Origin of the sequence: Nostoc sp. (genome assembly GCF_036917635.1) — a bacterium.
GTDB lineage: Bacteria > Cyanobacteriota > Cyanobacteriia > Cyanobacteriales > Nostocaceae > Nostoc.
The window spans coordinates 1-17,397 of record NZ_JBALCW010000049.1 but is presented as its reverse complement, the minus strand read 5'-3'; the positions used below and the strand labels follow the sequence as shown (position 1 = coordinate 17,397).

Here is a 17,397-nt window from a genome sequence, read left to right as displayed (position 1 = left end):
GAGATTTAATTTCCTCAAAGCCCTATGTAGTTTGAGTCTTGGTGTATTTCATCCTGATTCAGGCTCGTCAATATTTAGATGCGTTTGCCCTGGCTCTACGCCTAAACTCAAAAAGCCATCTGGCACAATGGGCGGTTTATCGGGGTGATAATAAATACCCATATCTATAGCAAACAGCCAATCCATCCTTTCTGACCAAAGTATCAGCAGGATCGCCTTGAGCAAGCCTGGTATTAATTCTTGCAGTTCATTATCCACAGGCGTTTCATCAGAGTCTGGTAGTTCCTCGGCTGAGGGCAAGTACCTTGGCAAGTTGTACTCTAACATGGTTGGTTTCCCCAAAACTCAAAGAATAAATATTTCACTGCTCTATTTAACTCACTCGAATTATAGCCATTTCATTAGTGCTTTGCTTTGTCAACTAACAATGACAGCGTTAAAACTATCATTCCAATTGCTGCAATGAAAAGACGGATTAAGTGGTAGAAGTGCCACTGATAGCGAATATCAGTCCAATTACTTGGAGCCGTTGTTGGAGTCCAACTATCAATCTGGTGATTAATCGGCTGAATAAAAACTGCCCAAATTACCCACATCAAAACCATGCAGGTGGTTGCAATGAAGGTGAGCCAAAAAGCTTTTCGATGACTACGAATTAATATTACTGCTGCTGTAGCAGAAATAATAGATGGAATTTCAATGAAAGCTAACTTAACTTTGTAGCTGATAACCTGATTCTGCACGAAAATATAGCAATCTAGGGGAAGTGACAATTTTCCTGGCATTTGCATAAAGTGAGCATAGGAAACACCTAACTGCACACCCATCAGGACAACGGCTAACAATTGCAACAATCTAAGTATCATCATCATTGTCTGCTAGATTGATTTTCGCTGATTTCGATACAGCATAACGCGCCATACCACAAGCATAAGTAGAATCATAATTTCTACTTCTAAAAGTATTTTTTTCGGATTTAATAAACTTACTTCGGCATTTGGCTCAAAATTATCAGAAATTGACAAACCGTGCCAAATTCCTAATCCAAAAAACAAATAGCTGCCGTAATGCAGCGCCCGCCATACTTGCTGTTTTAGATACTTCATGTATAGCGATGAAATCAGAATAACTAACAAGACATATAAAGCTATTACACCGACTGCGATAATAGTGATTTTTTTCTCTGCCAGAAATGGCACAAAGATAGATGCAACAGTCACGCCAGTTGTCGATCGCGCAAAAACTAAGGGAATTGGATGAATCAGAATTAAAACAACTCCCAAGATTGAGATAAAACGGTGATATTTAAATGTCTGCCCTCGCCCAAGCTGAAACTTCTGATTTTTATGTGAAGTGAGAAGATTGCCGAGAACTGCCGTAAGCGTCAACATTCCCGTAGCCAGTAGGGCGATCGCACTTGAAAGCCAGATTAACTGAAGATGTGACATCGCTAAAGCAAGCTAATTAGTGGTCTCTTTATTTTGTTTTGACGGATTTTGGTAGTGCGGGCATCTTGCCCATGTGCCAAAATCCAGCGTTGTCTAGCCTACCAAGGAAGTTGCTCGACGCAAAAAAAATTTTAGTAACTCTTAACTATCCAATAATAAATTAAATATATAAGTGCTTAGTGCTATTAATGCTTTATATTTAGCGACAGGGTGGTACAAACAGCCACTCATGCTTTAAATACTTAGGAGGCAGTACCCACTAGAAGCAACTCATGCTTTGATCCCATTACCATATAGTGTAAGTTAAGGTTAAGTCGATATTCAAACGAATAATTTTTGCCAAATTGCGACAGATAAAGACTAAACTAAAAAGTCTTGTGCAGCAAAACCTGTAGCTTTAAATGAAATAATCATGTCTAAGGTTCTTGTCTCAGATTCTATTGACCAAGCTGGAATTGACATTCTTTTGCAAGTTGCTACCGTTGATGTCAAACTAGGTCTAAAACCAGCAGAACTGATCGCAATTATTGGTGAGTATGACGCACTGATGATTCGTTCAGGGACACGCGTCACTCAAGAAATCATTGAAGCCGGCACTCAGCTAAAAATCATCGGCCGTGCTGGTGTAGGTGTGGATAATGTAGATGTTCCCGCCGCCACCCGCAGAGGAATTGTAGTAGTCAATTCTCCAGAGGGTAATACAATTGCTGCGGCTGAACATGCGCTAGCGATGATTTTGGCTTTGTCTCGCCACATCCCTGATGCTAACGCTTCGGTGAAACGCGGTGCGTGGGATCGCAATAGCTTTGTCGGTGCGGAAGTCTACAAAAAAACTCTCGGCGTTGTTGGTTTGGGTAAAATTGGTTCCCATGTTGCGGCTGTAGCTAAGACAATGGGGATGAAACTCCTAGCTTATGACCCTTTTATTTCTACAGAGCGAGCCGAACAACTTGGCTGTCAGTTGGTAGAGCTAGATTTACTCTTCCAGCAAGCAGACTATATCACCCTACACATCCCGAAAACCCCAGAAACCACCCACTTAATCAATGCCACAACCCTGGCAAAGATGAAACCCACAGCCAAGATTATCAACTGCGCTCGTGGTGGGATCATTGATGAAGTAGCTTTAGCAGCAGCTCTGAAAGCGGGTAAAATCGGGGGTGCAGCTTTGGATGTGTTCGAGTCGGAACCACTGGGGGAATCAGAATTGCGATCGCTAGGCAAAGAAGTAATCCTCACCCCCCATTTGGGAGCCTCTACCGCCGAAGCTCAAGTGAATGTCGCTATTGATGTTGCTGAACAAATTCGGGATGTCCTTTTAGGACTACCAGCGCGTTCAGCCGTCAACATTCCCGGACTCGGCCCCGATGTGTTGGAAGAACTCAAACCCTACATGCAACTAGCTGAAACTCTAGGTAATCTGGTGGGACAGCTAGCTGGCGGACGGGTGGAAGTACTCAATATTCGACTCCAAGGCGAACTAGCAACCAACAAAAGTCAGCCTTTGGTAGTAGCTGCCCTGAAAGGTTTACTTTACCAAGCTTTGCGGGAACGAGTAAATTACGTCAATGCCAGCATAGAAGCTAAAGAACGGGGAATTAGGGTAATTGAAACCCGCGATGCTTCGATTCGAGACTATGCCGGCACACTGCATCTGGAAGCCACGGGGACTTTAGGTACTCATTCTGTCACCGGCGCTTTGTTGGGTGAACGGGAAATCCACCTAACTGATGTTGACGGTTTCCCGATTAACGTCCCACCGAGCAAATATATGTTGTTTACCCTGCACCGCGATATGCCAGGGATTATCGGCAAACTCGGTTCCCTACTCGGCAGTTTTAATGTGAATATTGCCAGTATGCAAGTAGGTCGTAAAATCGTCCGTGGTGATGCCGTAATGGCTCTGAGTATAGATGACCCTTTACCAGAGGGCATTTTGAATGAAATTATAAAAGTCCCTGGTATTCGGGACGCGTATACAGTAACACTATGAGTGCTGAGTGAAAAAAGTTAGGAGTGAGTAGTGAGGAGTTAGAAGTTAAACAGGAGAACTCCTAACTCCTAACTCCTAACTCATAACTCATAACTCTGTTAAACTCAGCACTCAAAAATGGCAAACACCTGGTGGGAACTACAGATTTTATGTGAGCCAGACCTAGAAGATTCGATCTTTTGGCGACTGGAAGATTTTGGCTGTCGGGGAACAGCAAGCGAAAACAAAGGAAATTCATTTTTAGTTAGGGCTTATTTATCGACAATTCAAACGCAACTGTTAGATTTAGCAGCGCTGTCGCTGTTGCTGCGTCAAGATGCTCTCTGTGTCGGGCTTTCATCTCCCTCACTGCAATGGCAGTTAATTGACGAGGAAGATTGGGCGACTAGCTGGAAACAATATTGGCATCCGCAAGAAATAGGCGATCGCTTCCTAATCAATCCCGCGTGGCTACCATTACCAGAAACAACAGAACGGTTAGTAATTCGTCTTGATCCTGGTGTAGCATTTGGTACGGGCAACCATGCCACAACTCAGCTATGTTTAGAATCCCTGGAAATGCGTCTAAGTGGAGTTCCTCAGTCATTTGTGGGTAATAGTGGCAAACATGAGCATCTGGTAATTGCGGATATTGGCTGTGGTTCTGGTATCCTTTCCATTGGGGCGCTGCTACTGGGAGCAGAGAAAGTCTATGCAGTAGATAATGACCCCTTGGCGGTGCAATCAACTATTAGTAATGGTGCGCTCAACGATATTAATCCAGAACGTTTATTATCAGCACTGGGAAGTGTAGACGTTTTGACAAAACTAGTTGAGAAATCGGTAGATGGTATCGTTTGCAATATTTTGGCTCATGTAATTATTGAATTGGTTCCAGAAATGAGTGCGATCGCTAAACCTGAAACTTGGGCTATCTTCAGTGGTATTTTACTAGAACAATCTAAAGCTGTTGCTGATGCCTTAGAAGAAAATGGTTGGGTGGTTGCTACCCTATGGAAACGAAAAGAATGGTGCTGCTTGAATGTACGGCGTTCTTAACTCAGTAGGATTACTCATGCTGAAAGCATTAAAAATACCCACCCTAGCTCTCGCCTTGTGAAGGGGAGGGAACTAGATTTATTGTTTCCCCTAATGCATCGGGGGGATTACAGCACTTACGTCTCAATACTGCTCGGTTTTTGGATTTTTCGATAGTGTTTTACACCTGTAGAGACGCGAAATTTCGCGTCTCTACACAAGGTTTTTGGTCTTATCCGAGCAGTATTGACTTCCGTCTGTTATAAGGTGCACTGAATTAAAATATAAATACTTTTACTGAAGTTATACTCTGTCGATCTTCGAGAAAAAATAGTTGCAGCACATATAAGAGAAAAACATCTCAATCAGGAAAGTAGCTATTAAGTTTTGTCCAAAATACGGCATTAGCAGAAGTGACGATAGAGAATTTATTTGGTTGGTTTACTCACAGTTGCTACTGTACTTCAGAAGGCTGATAACCGTTATATATCATAAAATATTTCAGGACATAATTAATTTACTTATGTCCTGAAAACTCCTGAAAAAATAATTTATTCTCCTTGAAAGACTCAACTATTTCGGTAATTATAGTTAGTGAAGATATTTTATCTTTTCGTTATATAAGAGGTAGTCTGATGATATAGCGGTTCCCAATCTGGTGAGGTACGTTTTCAAAGCTACTAACCTTGGTAACAAAGATTTGGGTGTACCTCAGTTCTTATTTTGTGATAGTGATACTTTGAGGTGATTTTATGGCTGCACGTTCTTTTACTATAACAATTGACAATTTAACAGGTCTGGCTTGGGATCGAATAGGTTTAGGACTAGAGCATGGTGAATGGTCGAACAATGGGGCATCTGTTCCACCAGAACACATCCCTGCTGCACAATTTGACGTTTTTGGTCATCTTACTGATACGCCCCTTACATTTGGAAATGAATCTGATGGATTTGCAACGGGTGCTCAAGGATATGTGGATTACAAGAATGTTCTCGGACAAACTTTTCACATTGACTGGGATAATCCATATATTGGAAGTAACAGCTTCAATACAAATTCCAGCGCCTTTCAAACACCAATAGTCGGCGATATTGGAGGGAATAACGCAAATTTAACTGTCCAGATTAAATGACAATCTACATTGTCTAATTATCCTTAGCTGAGATTATGATTATTCGGCGAGAGACGCGGCGAAGCCGTCGTCGTTAGCCAGCTACGCTGGGAGTCAAAAAAACTACGCCGAAACCACGGAAACAAAAAGATAAATCGGCTTAGTACCAAAGATTTTTCTGATTTAAGCTTATCTTTTGCGAATTCAGTGCTTCTGGGTCGTTTCCTACTGCTTAGTCTAAACTCCAAAGGATATTCATATATCAGAAACCTTTTCAGGACATAAGTAAATTAATTATGTCCTGAAAAGTCCTTAAAAAATAATTTAGTCCCCTTGAAAGACTCAACTATTTCGATAATTATAGTTAGTGAAGATATTTTCTTTTTTTATTAGATAAGAGGTACTCTGATGGCAAGCATCATGATTTCTGATTTGGATACTGCTGATTCCAAACTTTTTTCTACTTCGGATTCGGAAAGCTATTTAAAAGATTTGTCTGATAACGAAGTTAATGTTCGAGGTGGTATGATGCCGCTAATTGTTATAGGTATCGCAATTGGTTGTGCCCTTCTTTTAGCACACGATTAACAAGAAGCAACTGTGTTGATAAGGGGAAAGACACTATTTTGAAACTGGCTTTGTGACTGGGCTTCAAACACCTGAATCCTTACGATTGAGGAATAGCGATCGCGCTTGACCCTGCTCGAATAGCAAAGCCCGTTTTCTTGCGATCGCGGATTGGATTCTCTAAGAATTGCGTCGAGATAGAGGAATCGCGGTGACTGAGATTAGGGACTAAAAATTGACGATGGTTGGGTGCGATCGCATGTCCGCCGTAGGCATTGCCCCAATGCCTAATAGCAGAGACTGATGATTAAATATCTAGGTATTTTTACCCTCTCCCTAAATCCCTCTCCCAAATCTGGGAGAGGGAGTTTGAAATTCTGGCTCCCCTCTCCCAGATTTGGGATTCGGGGTTGGGGGATGAGGGCAAATCCTTTTCATCATGGAAGAACTATAAGTTTCAAGATAGATGTGGTTTAATTAAAATTTTTTCAAATAAATAACTAAATTATTGGCAAGTTTTTTAAAGGTTTTTGGCGGGGGAATTTTACTATTCCCCGTCGAATTGGTGATTATATGTTAAATGTAACTATTTTGATTAGATTATTCGGAAATTACCGTAAAAGATAGTAAGATACGGATTTCTTCACGCACACTCATGAGGGTTTTACCGAGATGGTTAAGACCTGCTCTATTAGCACCACAGCCCCAAAAAGAATCGGTTGGGGAGTTTTCAACCAAAATCTCATCGCCAGTCTTCAGGAGAACTTCTCTAATATCACTATGAGTGATAAACTTTTTGAGTACAGCTTCTCGCATAATTTCAGTTTTGACCAAATCCCAGTCTTGACGGAGTTGGCGAGTGCTACATCTTCCCAATGCGGCAGCTTCTTCTGGGGTTGCGGCAGCATGGATGAGGCGTATAATTGCCGCATCTGTGCTGCCAAAAAATTTTTGCGCTTGATAATAATGCTCAACCGTTGGCCAGTAAGTACCCTGGATATGGATTCCGTGGGGAGAAAAGTTAGAAAAACAGCCATAAGGCTGCCAAACCTTATAAAAGTAAATGGTCATTTGAAAATTGCTCTTTTATATATTCAATTTCAGGGTAGCTGAAAGATCGCACTCGCAACCCAAAACCGAGCTTATCAAACAGATTTTCTTTCGTTTCATATTACTGGGGATTCTTCCCAACGACTTATAAAGATTATCAAATTTTTACGGAGCGATCGCTCAATTCTGTAACTTCATCGGGATTGAGGGTGAGGTTTGATCTTATATTTAATTACGCCTACCTACTTAATAGACCTCTTGCAAAAGTCCCTAACACCCCACCCCCAACCCCTCCCCGATATTTTGGGGAGGGGAGCGTTTGATTAACTCAAATGCGGTGCGGGGTTCTTTATTTTTGATTTACGCAAAAGGTCTATAGGACTTACGCATCAGGTACGAAATGTAGGGGCAATTCATGAATTGCCCCTACGGTAAATCAAGGCTTTGACTACCTTGAAAGCGTAAGTCCTGGTCTAATGACCAATGATTAATGACCAATGACCAATGACTAGCACTCTATTAATCAAGCAACCCATTTACATTCAGTTAAAAATCGAAGGTTGTACGAATCACGCCCACATACTGCGTATCATTTCTGTTGTCGTTTTCTGGGTTGAGAATCATCCAAAAACCAGGAGTAACTGAGATATTATCGTTCAGGCGGTAGCGATAGAATGCTTCGATATGGTAAGTGTTGTCTCGGTCTTGACGAACATCACTGTTAGAGACACGCGGCGGTATACCAAAGAGAATTCCCGGTAAGTTACCCTCACCCCCTACATCAGGAAACGACATACCAATCGCCCCAAACCAGACTTCAGTCGGGGTTTAAATCCCCTTATGTAATGTCTAAAATGTTTGAATGCCTGAATTGTTAATCTCTCTGCGTCTGCGGTTCGTTGACGCGTAGCTACTTGCCGCAAAGGACACAGAGATACGAATTACATATCTTCTAACTCAATTCCTTTGGTTTCTTTAATAAAAAAGAGAATGAAAAAGAATGAGGTAGCTGCCGCAATTGTATAGAGTCCATAGGCAGAACCTAGACCGAAATTTTTCAGGATGGGAGGAAATGTTGTGGAAATGAGGAAATTTGCAACCCATTGCATTGCAGCAGCAACTGAAAGTGCAGCCGCTCGAATTTTGTTATTAAACATTTCTCCCAATAGCACCCAAACCACTGGCCCCCAGGAGAAACCAAAGCAAAACACATAGAGGTTGGCAGCAATGAGAGCCATAGTCCCGGCGCTTCCGGTGAGATTGGGGTTGCCAGCAGCATCTAGGGGAGCATTGGCAAAAAGATAAGTCATCGTCCCCAAGGTCAAGGTCATGCCAATCGACCCTAGTATGAGCAAGGGCTTGCGACCAAATTTATCTACAAAGGCGATCGCAATCAGTGTTGTAATAATATTTACGGCTCCTGTAATCACCGTGATTGTTAGGGAATCTTTTTCAGAAAACCCAACTGCACGCCACAAAACGCTGCTGTAGTAAAAAATTACATTAATACCAACAAATTGCTGTAATACAGATAAGCCGATTCCTATCCAAACAATGGGGAGGAGTCCGCCACTTCTGCTTAAAAGGTCAGAAAATTTAGGCTGGCGTTCTTGAAGCACTGTCTGCCGAATTTCTTCAATTTTTGGTAGCACATCACCCCCCAAAATCTTGGTCAGAACGTTAGCAGCTTCTGGCTCCCGTCCTTTGGCAACTAAGTAACGAGGAGATTCAGGAATTGTTAAAGCCACCATCCCGTAGAATACTGCTGGCGGGACTGCTGTCCAAAACATCCAGCGCCAAGCTGCAACCCCAAACAAAAACGGCGAGTCTGCCGAACCTGCTGACACAGCGATAAAGTAGTCGCTCAATAAAGCGACGAAAATTCCTACTACGATCGCTAATTGTTGCAGAGATCCTAACCTTCCCCGCAATTCGGTAGGAGAACATTCGGCGATGTAAGCTGGGGCAATGACGCTAGCAACGCCGATTCCAATCCCACCCAATAGTCGCCAAAAGATAAAATCCCAGATAGTGAAGGCAAGCCCAGAGCCAATGGCACTGATAGTAAATAATACCGAAGCGACCACCATTGCCTTAACTCGACCATAACGGTCTGCAATCTGTCCAGCAAAGAAGGCTCCTACGGCAGACCCCAGCAATGCTAGGGACACTGCCAGCCCTGTTACCAAACTACTGGTGTTAAAAGCTTTTGCTAGAGATAAAACCGCGCCGTTGATTACAGCAGTATCAAAACCAAATAAAAACCCGCCAAGGGCAGCAGCACCAGCAATCAAAATGACATAAAATGTGTTGGATTTACGACGAATAGTAGTGGAAGACATAGTTTATATGGGAGTGGGGAGTGGGGGGATGAGGGGGATGAGGGAGCAGGGGAAAAAGAACTATTGATTATTTACCAATGCCCAATGCCCCATGCCCAATTCCTAAAGACTTTGGTTATTTACCGTCTGGAACGTCTGCGGAGTCTATCAATTACAACTGCCAAAATAATTACTAGTCCTTTGACGACTAGTTGCCAGAAGTAAGATAGGTTCAACAGAGTTAAACCGTTGTTGAGAATAGCAATAATTAATGCACCTAGAAGTGTGCCGCCAATGGTACCAATACCGCCTGTAAAGCTGGTTCCACCTAGAATAACAGCAGCGATCGCATCTAGTTCGTAACCTTGACCTAAGATGCCACTAGCACTATAAAGACGGCTGGCACTCATGATTCCTGCTAAACCTGCCAGCAATCCACTAATACCATAAACAAATAGCAAGACACGATTAACTTTAATCCCTGTTAATCTGGCTGCCCGCTCGTTACCACCAACGGCATATATCTGCACTCCTAAAACAGTTTGCCGCAGCACAAACCAACTAGCTATCACAGCCAGTAGGGCAATTATCACTAGCCAAGGAAAGGGTCCGAGATAGGTATTACCCACCCAAGCAAAATTTATGTCTGGGTTAATTAGCGTTGTCCCCTTGGCAACTAAAAAGGCAAGACCCCGCAAGGCTGTAAGTGAACCCAATGTGACAATAAAAGGTGGTACATCCAAAAATGTGATGATAGCGCCGTTGACTAAGCCTAAAAGCAATCCTGCTAGCAAGGCAGCAGGTACGGCTGCCCAACTCAAAGCCGGCAGTAGTGATACCAGTAAGGCAACTACGGCAGAAACACCCAATATTGACCCAACAGAAAGGTCAATACCTCCGGTGAGAATCACAAAGGTCATTCCTGTCGCCAGCACAATATTGATTGATGACTGACGCAAGATATTAACGATGTTACCGGCTGTGAGGAAGTTGGGAGAAAGGAATGCAAATAAGATGCAGATAATTATTAAAATTGGCAGAATACCGGCAACTTCTAGTAGGCTGCTAATTGATTTCCGGTTGCGGGATGGGGGATTGTTGGCTAATTTATTGGCGGGTGGTCTGACTGTCTGACTCATGATTCTAATACCTCCGATGCTCCAGTTGCATAGTGCATAATTTTTTCTTGGGTAATTTCTTTACCAAGACTGCCGTCGAGTTCGCCTACCAGCTGGCCTTCTCGCATCACTAAAACGCGATCGCTCATGCCGACAATCTCCGCTAGTTCGCTAGAAACCATTAAAATAGCTACACCTTGTGCTGCCAATTCGCTTATTATTCGGTAAATTTCGCTTTTGGCACCGATATCTACGCCGCGTGTCGGCTCATCTAACATCAAGACTCTCGGTTTAATGGCTAACCAACGCGCTAGCAGTAGCTTCTGCTGATTCCCACCAGAAAGATCCACCGCTCTAATTTCCAAATTGGCTAGGCGGATATTAAAGTTTTCCACCGCCTCTGTTGACAGCCGATTAACTGAACCCCAGTTAACTACTCCAGCCTTTGCATCCTGCTTGAGTGTGTTGATGGCAATATTCTTGCGGGCGCTCATCTCCAGAAATAAACCTTGGTCTTTGCGGTCTTCTGGGACGTAGCCAATTCCCGCCGCAATGGCATCACTGGGTGTATTAATTTCCAGTTTTTTGCCATTCAAGAATACTTCACCACTGGCTTTGCGGTCTGCACCAAAAACCAGGCGCGATAATTCTGTGCGTCCTGCACCAACCAGCCCCGCTAAACCAACAATTTCTCCAGCATGAACTTTAAAACTACTCGGCTCAACCTTCTTACGCGCATCGCTCATATTTTTGACTTCCAGCACCACTGGGCCCGGATTCATTTGTCGTTGATGTTCGTAAAAGTCTTGTATGGAGCGACCGACCATCATCTGCACCAATCGTTGAGGAGAAATTTCACTGCGTGTCAGACTGCCAATATATTGACCATCGCGCAGTACACTAATCCGGTCAGCTAGGGCATAGATTTCTTCCATCCGATGGCTGATGTAGATAATCGCAATGCCATCACGCCGGAGTTTGCGAATTACCTCAAACAAATGCTCACTTTCGCGGTCAGACAGTGCTGCTGTTGGCTCATCCATTACCAAAACCCGGCTTTTGTCTTTCAACGCCCTGGCAATTTCTACTTGCTGCTGTTCTGCGATCGCTAAGGTACCAACCACAGTCTCCGCTGTAAAATTGGCTCCAAGGCTTTCTAGTACTTGCTCTGCTTCTAGTTGCATAGCTTTGCGGTCTAAAAGCTGACCTCGCCGCAACTCGCTACCCATAAATATATTTTCGCTAACGGTTAAATTAGGTGCAACATTCAGTTCTTGATAGATGAGATTAATACCCGCCTTACGTGCTGTCGCCGGATCGGTAATTTTCAGGGGTTGACCATTGATGCGAATTTCTCCAACATCTGCAATGTAAGCCCCAGCCAGGATTTTCATCAATGTGCTTTTACCTGCTCCGTTTTCACCCATGAGGGCGTGAACTTCTCCCGGATAAATCGTCAGATTGACATTTTGGAGTGCAGATACACCATGAAATCGTTTCGTAATCCCTTGCATTTCTAACACCGGAGTGGTGGTTGGTGTATCAGAAAATGAGTTTTCAATACTTTTTGTCATGAGCAGAACGTTTAAAAAGAATTTAAAAACGCAATTGTGAGTTATAAAGCAATTAACTCACAACTGATGTGCAATTAAAATCATCACAAAATCATCTTCTAAAAATCGACCATTATCTTGGAAACTTCTAAAGTGCGTCTTCCAAAATTTAAAGCTTTTTGCAGATGTACATATTATGTGCAAAAAGTCTGTCAATGCACCAAAAGACTCAACTCAGATTAAAAATAATACAAATTATAAGTTTATAATTTGTATTATTTACCAGCCTTTTTCTGTGCTGACATTATTTTTTGTGATCAACTTAACTGGAATCAGAATGGTGGGTGACTCAGGTCTTTTACCATTTAAGATGTCGTTCCCAACCTGAACTGCTTTTTGGGCCATTCCTCGGGGATTTTGAGTAGCAGTTGCAGCATATAAACTATTTTTAGCAGCGATCGCAGTGATTGCTTCTGGCGCACCATCAACCCCTACAATAAAGAATTCTTTACGTTGTGCTTGCTTTGCTGCTAGTTCTGCGCCAAGTCCACTCGGATCGTTAATGGCAAAAACAGCATCAATTTTCGGAAAGGTTGTGAGCAAATCACTCATAACTCTCAGTCCTCCATCCCTACTACCATCTGCATTCTGGTTTTTGGAAAGAATTTTGATATCGGAATATTTCGATAATACATTTTCGCAGCCACTAACTCGCTGAATCACCGAGTCTACTGGCGGTCCGTTAACTATTACTACATTACCTTTACCTTTGAGGCGATCGGCAATATATCTGCAACTAACTTCTCCAGCTTGGACATTATTAGTAGTGATGGTGGCATCCACACCTCCCTCAGCACCTGTGTCTACAGCAATAACAATTCTCCCTGCTTGTTTTGCTCGTTCAACTATTGGTCTAATTCCCCTTTTATCAGCAGCATTCAAAACAATGATGTCAGTATTTGCAGCAGTAAAATTTTCAATTTGATTGGCTTGTTGGTTGAGGTCATAGGCACTGGAAGCTACAATAACGGTGACATCTTTTCCGCCAATTCTTTTCGCTTCTGCCTCAACTGCTTGTCCCATAACGACGAAGAAAGGGTTACTTAAATCGCCAACGGTGAAGCCAACCGCTCGTAATTTTTTATTCCCAGTAGCGGTTTGAGTTTCTGCACTAGTATTGATTGCAGCGTTAGTACCAGTAGGATTAATAGCAGTGTTGTCATTTTGAGCGCTATTTGTGCAACCAACAACAACGAAACCTAATATGCCAGCTATGAGCGATATTGTCTTCATAACGGATTTAAATTTGCAAGAGATCGGTACAATATAAACTTGCCAATTTATTACAATCTGAACTAGGTCTAAAAACTTCAGATATAACCTAGAACTGCTGCTATTTTTGGCAGTTTAAACTATTCTCAAATGTCTTATAATAATTTAATATTATTTGAGTTAACGCTATTCATTCCCCGTAATTAGATGTTTTGTTTTTTAAAGCAAAACTATGAACGCTACACTACGTCAAAAAATTACATATTTTTGTGAAACTACATTTGGGAGTGCGTGGGTTAAAAACAGATTTTAACTACAATTAGTAGAATCTGATTTTATCAAAGTTGGAAATTTGTATTTTCTTTAACATTATTTTAGTTTAACCTGCATTATTACAAATACGATCCCCGTTTATCGAACTTTACAAAATAAAGAAACCTATTTGATATTTATGTAGGTAAATGTTTTACCAATAGAGCATTTGCGAAAATTCTGAACGAGCAGAATCAATTGACAAAGTAGATAAAATGTGAATTATAGTTAAGAAAAAGCACTTATGCGATCGCTAATTCTTAAAGATTTTGATGCCTTCTCAGTAACCATAACTTTTTAGACAGCTATACTACGTGTGCATAGGTGTTAATTCGTCAATTGTATAGCATGAGAATACTTGACAATGTTAGCCAACTCTTGTAGCTGACTTATGGCTTCTGCACCCTCCAACTTGATTAATTCGCGATCGTCCCATAGCTCCATCCAAGTAATCCCATAATCAGACACTAAAAACCGAATCAGGTGCTTTTCTGCAAGGCTAACCATAAATGAAGCACTCTGCATTTGATCGCCGCATATATAACAAGACGCAGTATAGCCACGCCTGTCAAGTGTAATTGTCAAGGCTTGCAGGTTCATTACCAAATCTTGAATGAATTCCTGATGTTGTTGCGCTAATCTTAGAAACACTAGTTTTCTCCTACCACTCCAGTTATATGGTTGCTTTTAAAATTTATTTAGATTTATATATGATGTAATTTGCGTACCAAAAGTTCGTGTTTTCGTAAAGACGCGTGATTAATCTTAACCTTCCGGTTGTATTAAATTCCCAAAGCTGTTCTAATATTTTGAACAATAACCTGAGGTGGTTGTGCAACATCTATAGATATGGTATTTAATGGTTCTTCAAGAGTAGAAAACTGGCTGTTAAGGAGTTTTTCGCCCATGTAATGATTGCTACGCTCTTGCAACCGCATTTGAATCAACTCATAAGACCCTTTAAGATAAACTAGCTTGATGCGTTCGCCCTTGGCGCTGGCAAAGCCATCGCTATCCAATACTAAAAATTGCCGATAACTGTCTTTTAAAGCCGAACACGCCAGCACCACATTTTTATTTTCTTGCAGCCAATGTTTTATAGCTGTTTGCAAATCTTGTAACCAAGGCATCCTGTCAGCTTCACTCAGAGGGATACCGCGCCGCATTTTTTCAACATTCTCTGGCGAGTGAAAAGTATCAGCATCACTAAACTCCCATTGTAACGAGTCTGCTAGCAGTTTTCCTATGGTGGTTTTGCCAGAACCGGAGACACCCATTAGGATAATAATCATAAATAGCTATTTCCCAAAGATTTCAAGAGAATTTAAGTAGCATTTGAGTAGCATAAATCAAAAGTCTGGACACTCGGACGAAACTGTTTCTGGGTGGCAATAATACTTTAAGACCGTAGCTACATCGTCGCCAATCCATAGTGCCACTTTGTCGGGCGTAACTCCAGAGGCGATCGCCAACGTAGCAAACGTATGTCTGCTGCTGTAGGGCTTCAGGTATGGTATTTGTCCCATTTTGGCTAACTGCCTTACTACCCCCAGACTACAAGATGATTGCCTCCAGCAGTTGCCCAAAACATCTGAGTTCATGGGCAAGCCATCTTTGGAAATAAATACTAGACCATCTGCACTTGTGGCATTCTCTTTAAGTTGAATCAGCAACGATTGCAGCTTTGACCCCTGCTGACAAGGAAATATCCTGCGCTTGCCGTTTTTAGTTCCTTTTTGAATGCCAAACAAATTTCGGGCTTTGTTTATTTTGATCCGCGTGCAGTCATTGTTAATGTCTGACCACCTCAGCGCGAATGCTTCCCCGTGTCTGCAACCAGTAAAAAATAGAAATTTTATTAGGGTTGTATAGTGACTGTGCACGCGATCAATCTCAAAAGATTTAATGATTAAATCTCTCTGCTCTACATTGAAAGATTTAAAATCATCATCTTTAAGAGATTTTCGCTTTGGTTTTTTAATCTGAATTTTGGCGAATGGGTTGTCGGCAATAATTTCTGATCTGATAGCCCAATCACAACAGCGATTGAGAAAGGCTAGTGTTTCCCAGGCTGAAAAGTGGCTATAGTTACACAAAAGCCAATCTCTTATCATCGGAGCATCTTTTAGCCATTGACTAGGAAATTTTTTAATTCTGGCGGTTATCACCATGTACTTGTCTTTGATAGTCGTCTCTTCTAGTTGCCTCTCTTGGAATTCTGTAAATTTTTCCCAAAGGTCAGATATTGAGTGCTGAGTAACGATGGGTGGGTGCTGTTTTAGTGGTCGAAACTGATAGCGATTCAATGATGTATCAAAGTGGTTAAGTACAATGTCATTTGCGATCGCGTCTCTCTTGCTTCTAACAATCTCCCGATTGCGTTTGGTGTCTTTGAGTCCAGTGCTGATAAAAAATTGTTTGGGAAATCCTTTCACCCAAAAGCGAATAAGCAGCTTTCCTGTTCGTGGATCAACGTTGATCCACTTGTCGTCAGCGTCCATCCTCTAGATACTCCCTCTCCCGTTACACAGAGTACAGGAGTAATTCACACCGCCAAAAAGAAGTACCCCCTTGCCGTGGCATTTGGAACACAATTCAATTTCGTCATAATCTGGGTCATCAGCATCAAAAGCCCAGACATGACCGCAGTCTAGACACTCCCAGTAACCATAATTTTCTTGATATTGCAGCCGAGTACAATCGCATCTTGGGCAATTTGTTTGAGTCACAGTATTTTTAACCTGGTAAATGAATTGCGATCGCGCTTTCAACTTTTGAAAGGCTGCATAATTCTGCCAGCAATCCCAGAAACAAGACCTAGTGACACGCCATAGAAGACGTAAGAAGGTCTGATAAACATAGTGGCAATGCCAATCACCCCAGACCAAAAAAGACCTGTTGCTAATATTTTGAGTCCTTGTCCGTGTGGCTGGCTGTTGATGGATTGGGCGATAATCTGTAAATCTTCCAATGAAGCAGCAATTTCTGTAACATCCATTTGACATTCGCGTTCAAGTCGCGCGATCGCATCTCGATCCGCCTTGACCGGAGACGTTGCCATTCTCACAAGCGCTAAACTTAGGCTTTCGTTACCATCCATTTCTTTCTCCCTCAGCTAAAATTTGCTGTAATATCTGCTTCCCCTTCTCCCACTGTCCACCGCCGAGCCGCAACACCTTTTCAATCACGTAAGTTTCGCCCTTAACTTCAAGCAGCGACTTCACAGCTAAATAAAAGGCTTTATTGTCGGAAGTTGAAGTTTGAAGTTCACCATCTCGATCCGCGCTCGGCTCTTTGTATAAGTGTTCCAAGCTGGTAGTCAACTCTTGCTTAACTTCCGGGGGGTAAGTTGGTGCAGCGCCATAGACTTCGTAAAGTGCTTGCTCTTGCTGTTGGGTATGCAGCGCGAATTCAGTTTGTTCTAGTTCTTGGTTCATCGCTGTTAGCGCTGCACGTCGAGCATCCTGGACAATCAGCCGACGCGACTCCTGCACTAGTTGCACTGATGCCACTAGCGCCAAGCTGTAGCTAATTCCCTTAGCGATCGCCGGAACTGGAGAAAGTGCGGTTAACCAAAAAGCTGCTGCACTAGCTAGCAAGCAATTGGTTTTTAACCATCTATCAGCCATGACAA

The 17,397-nt window shown here is 42.3% G+C and carries 16 protein-coding genes and 2 pseudogenes; 4 read left to right on the top strand and 14 right to left on the bottom strand.

Features of this window, described 5'->3' with window-relative positions; all coding sequences use genetic code 11:
- Positions 1-93 precede the first annotated feature (93 nt).
- From V7K32_RS13720 to V7K32_RS13710, 3 genes and pseudogenes are all read right to left on the bottom strand, one after another.
- Positions 94-327: pseudogene (locus tag V7K32_RS13720) on the bottom strand (hypothetical protein); the annotation flags it as partial.
- A 74-nt stretch (positions 328-401) separates the two neighbouring features.
- Positions 402-872 carry a DUF1772 domain-containing protein gene (locus tag V7K32_RS13715; RefSeq protein WP_334994026.1) on the bottom strand — a complete coding sequence of 157 codons (471 nt, stop codon included), beginning with the start codon at positions 870-872 and terminating at the stop codon, positions 402-404.
- A gap of 6 nt (positions 873-878) precedes the next feature.
- Positions 879-1,448 carry a ferric reductase-like transmembrane domain-containing protein gene (locus V7K32_RS13710; RefSeq protein WP_334994024.1) on the bottom strand — a complete coding sequence of 190 codons (570 nt, stop codon included), beginning with the start codon at positions 1,446-1,448 and terminating at the stop codon, positions 879-881.
- A 412-nt stretch (positions 1,449-1,860) separates the two neighbouring features.
- Between V7K32_RS13710 and serA the strand changes: the two genes are divergently transcribed.
- The 4 genes from serA (at position 1,861) to V7K32_RS13690 (ending at position 6,158) form a co-directional block, all read left to right on the top strand.
- Positions 1,861-3,441 carry a phosphoglycerate dehydrogenase gene (gene serA / locus V7K32_RS13705; RefSeq protein ID WP_334994022.1) on the top strand — a complete coding sequence of 527 codons (1,581 nt, stop codon included), beginning with the start codon at positions 1,861-1,863 and terminating at the stop codon, positions 3,439-3,441.
- Between the two features lie 117 nt (positions 3,442-3,558).
- On the top strand, positions 3,559-4,479 hold the full coding sequence (gene prmA, locus V7K32_RS13700; protein ID WP_334994020.1) for a 50S ribosomal protein L11 methyltransferase: 921 nt from the start codon (positions 3,559-3,561) through the stop codon (positions 4,477-4,479).
- Positions 4,480-5,210: 731 nt separating this feature from the next.
- Positions 5,211-5,591, top strand: coding sequence for an aegerolysin family protein (locus V7K32_RS13695; RefSeq protein WP_334994018.1), 381 nt, complete (start codon positions 5,211-5,213; stop codon positions 5,589-5,591).
- A gap of 387 nt (positions 5,592-5,978) precedes the next feature.
- A complete protein-coding gene (locus V7K32_RS13690) occupies positions 5,979-6,158 on the top strand; it encodes a hypothetical protein (RefSeq protein WP_334994015.1) in 180 nt (59 codons plus the stop codon).
- Positions 6,159-6,737: 579 nt separating this feature from the next.
- Here the strand turns inward: V7K32_RS13690 and V7K32_RS13685 are convergent.
- From V7K32_RS13685 to V7K32_RS13635, 11 genes and pseudogenes are all read right to left on the bottom strand, one after another.
- A complete protein-coding gene (locus V7K32_RS13685; protein ID WP_334994013.1) occupies positions 6,738-7,208 on the bottom strand; it encodes an NADAR family protein in 471 nt (156 codons plus the stop codon).
- A 525-nt stretch (positions 7,209-7,733) separates the two neighbouring features.
- A pseudogene (locus tag V7K32_RS13680) lies at positions 7,734-7,997 on the bottom strand (iron uptake porin); the annotation flags it as partial.
- A 131-nt stretch (positions 7,998-8,128) separates the two neighbouring features.
- On the bottom strand, positions 8,129-9,529 hold the full coding sequence (locus V7K32_RS13675) for a sugar porter family MFS transporter (RefSeq protein ID WP_334994011.1): 1,401 nt from the start codon (positions 9,527-9,529) through the stop codon (positions 8,129-8,131).
- 119 nt (positions 9,530-9,648) lie between these two features.
- Positions 9,649-10,647, bottom strand: coding sequence for an ABC transporter permease subunit (locus V7K32_RS13670; RefSeq protein WP_334994009.1), 999 nt, complete (start codon positions 10,645-10,647; stop codon positions 9,649-9,651).
- The gene (locus tag V7K32_RS13665; protein WP_334994007.1) at positions 10,644-12,200 is read right to left on the bottom strand and encodes a sugar ABC transporter ATP-binding protein; all 1,557 of its coding nucleotides are present in this window, start codon (positions 12,198-12,200) and stop codon (positions 10,644-10,646) included. The genes V7K32_RS13670 and V7K32_RS13665 overlap by 4 nt, the downstream gene beginning before the upstream one ends.
- Positions 12,201-12,458: 258 nt before the next feature.
- Positions 12,459-13,472 carry an ABC transporter substrate-binding protein gene (locus V7K32_RS13660; protein WP_334994005.1) on the bottom strand — a complete coding sequence of 338 codons (1,014 nt, stop codon included), beginning with the start codon at positions 13,470-13,472 and terminating at the stop codon, positions 12,459-12,461.
- A 618-nt stretch (positions 13,473-14,090) separates the two neighbouring features.
- Positions 14,091-14,414, bottom strand: a complete 324-nt coding sequence (locus V7K32_RS13655) for a DUF1815 family protein (RefSeq protein ID WP_334994003.1) — start codon at positions 14,412-14,414, stop codon at positions 14,091-14,093.
- A 131-nt stretch (positions 14,415-14,545) separates the two neighbouring features.
- Complete coding sequence (locus tag V7K32_RS13650) at positions 14,546-15,055, bottom strand: gluconokinase (protein WP_334994001.1); 510 nt, start codon at positions 15,053-15,055, stop codon at positions 14,546-14,548.
- Positions 15,056-15,112: 57 nt separating this feature from the next.
- Positions 15,113-16,264 carry a tyrosine-type recombinase/integrase gene (locus V7K32_RS13645; protein ID WP_334993999.1) on the bottom strand — a complete coding sequence of 384 codons (1,152 nt, stop codon included), beginning with the start codon at positions 16,262-16,264 and terminating at the stop codon, positions 15,113-15,115.
- Between the two features lie 266 nt (positions 16,265-16,530).
- Positions 16,531-16,824 carry a hypothetical protein gene (locus V7K32_RS13640; RefSeq protein ID WP_334993997.1) on the bottom strand — a complete coding sequence of 98 codons (294 nt, stop codon included), beginning with the start codon at positions 16,822-16,824 and terminating at the stop codon, positions 16,531-16,533.
- Positions 16,825-16,852: 28 nt separating this feature from the next.
- Positions 16,853-17,397, bottom strand: a 545-nt coding sequence (locus tag V7K32_RS13635; protein ID WP_334993995.1) for a hypothetical protein, incomplete at its 5' end; no start/stop codon positions are given.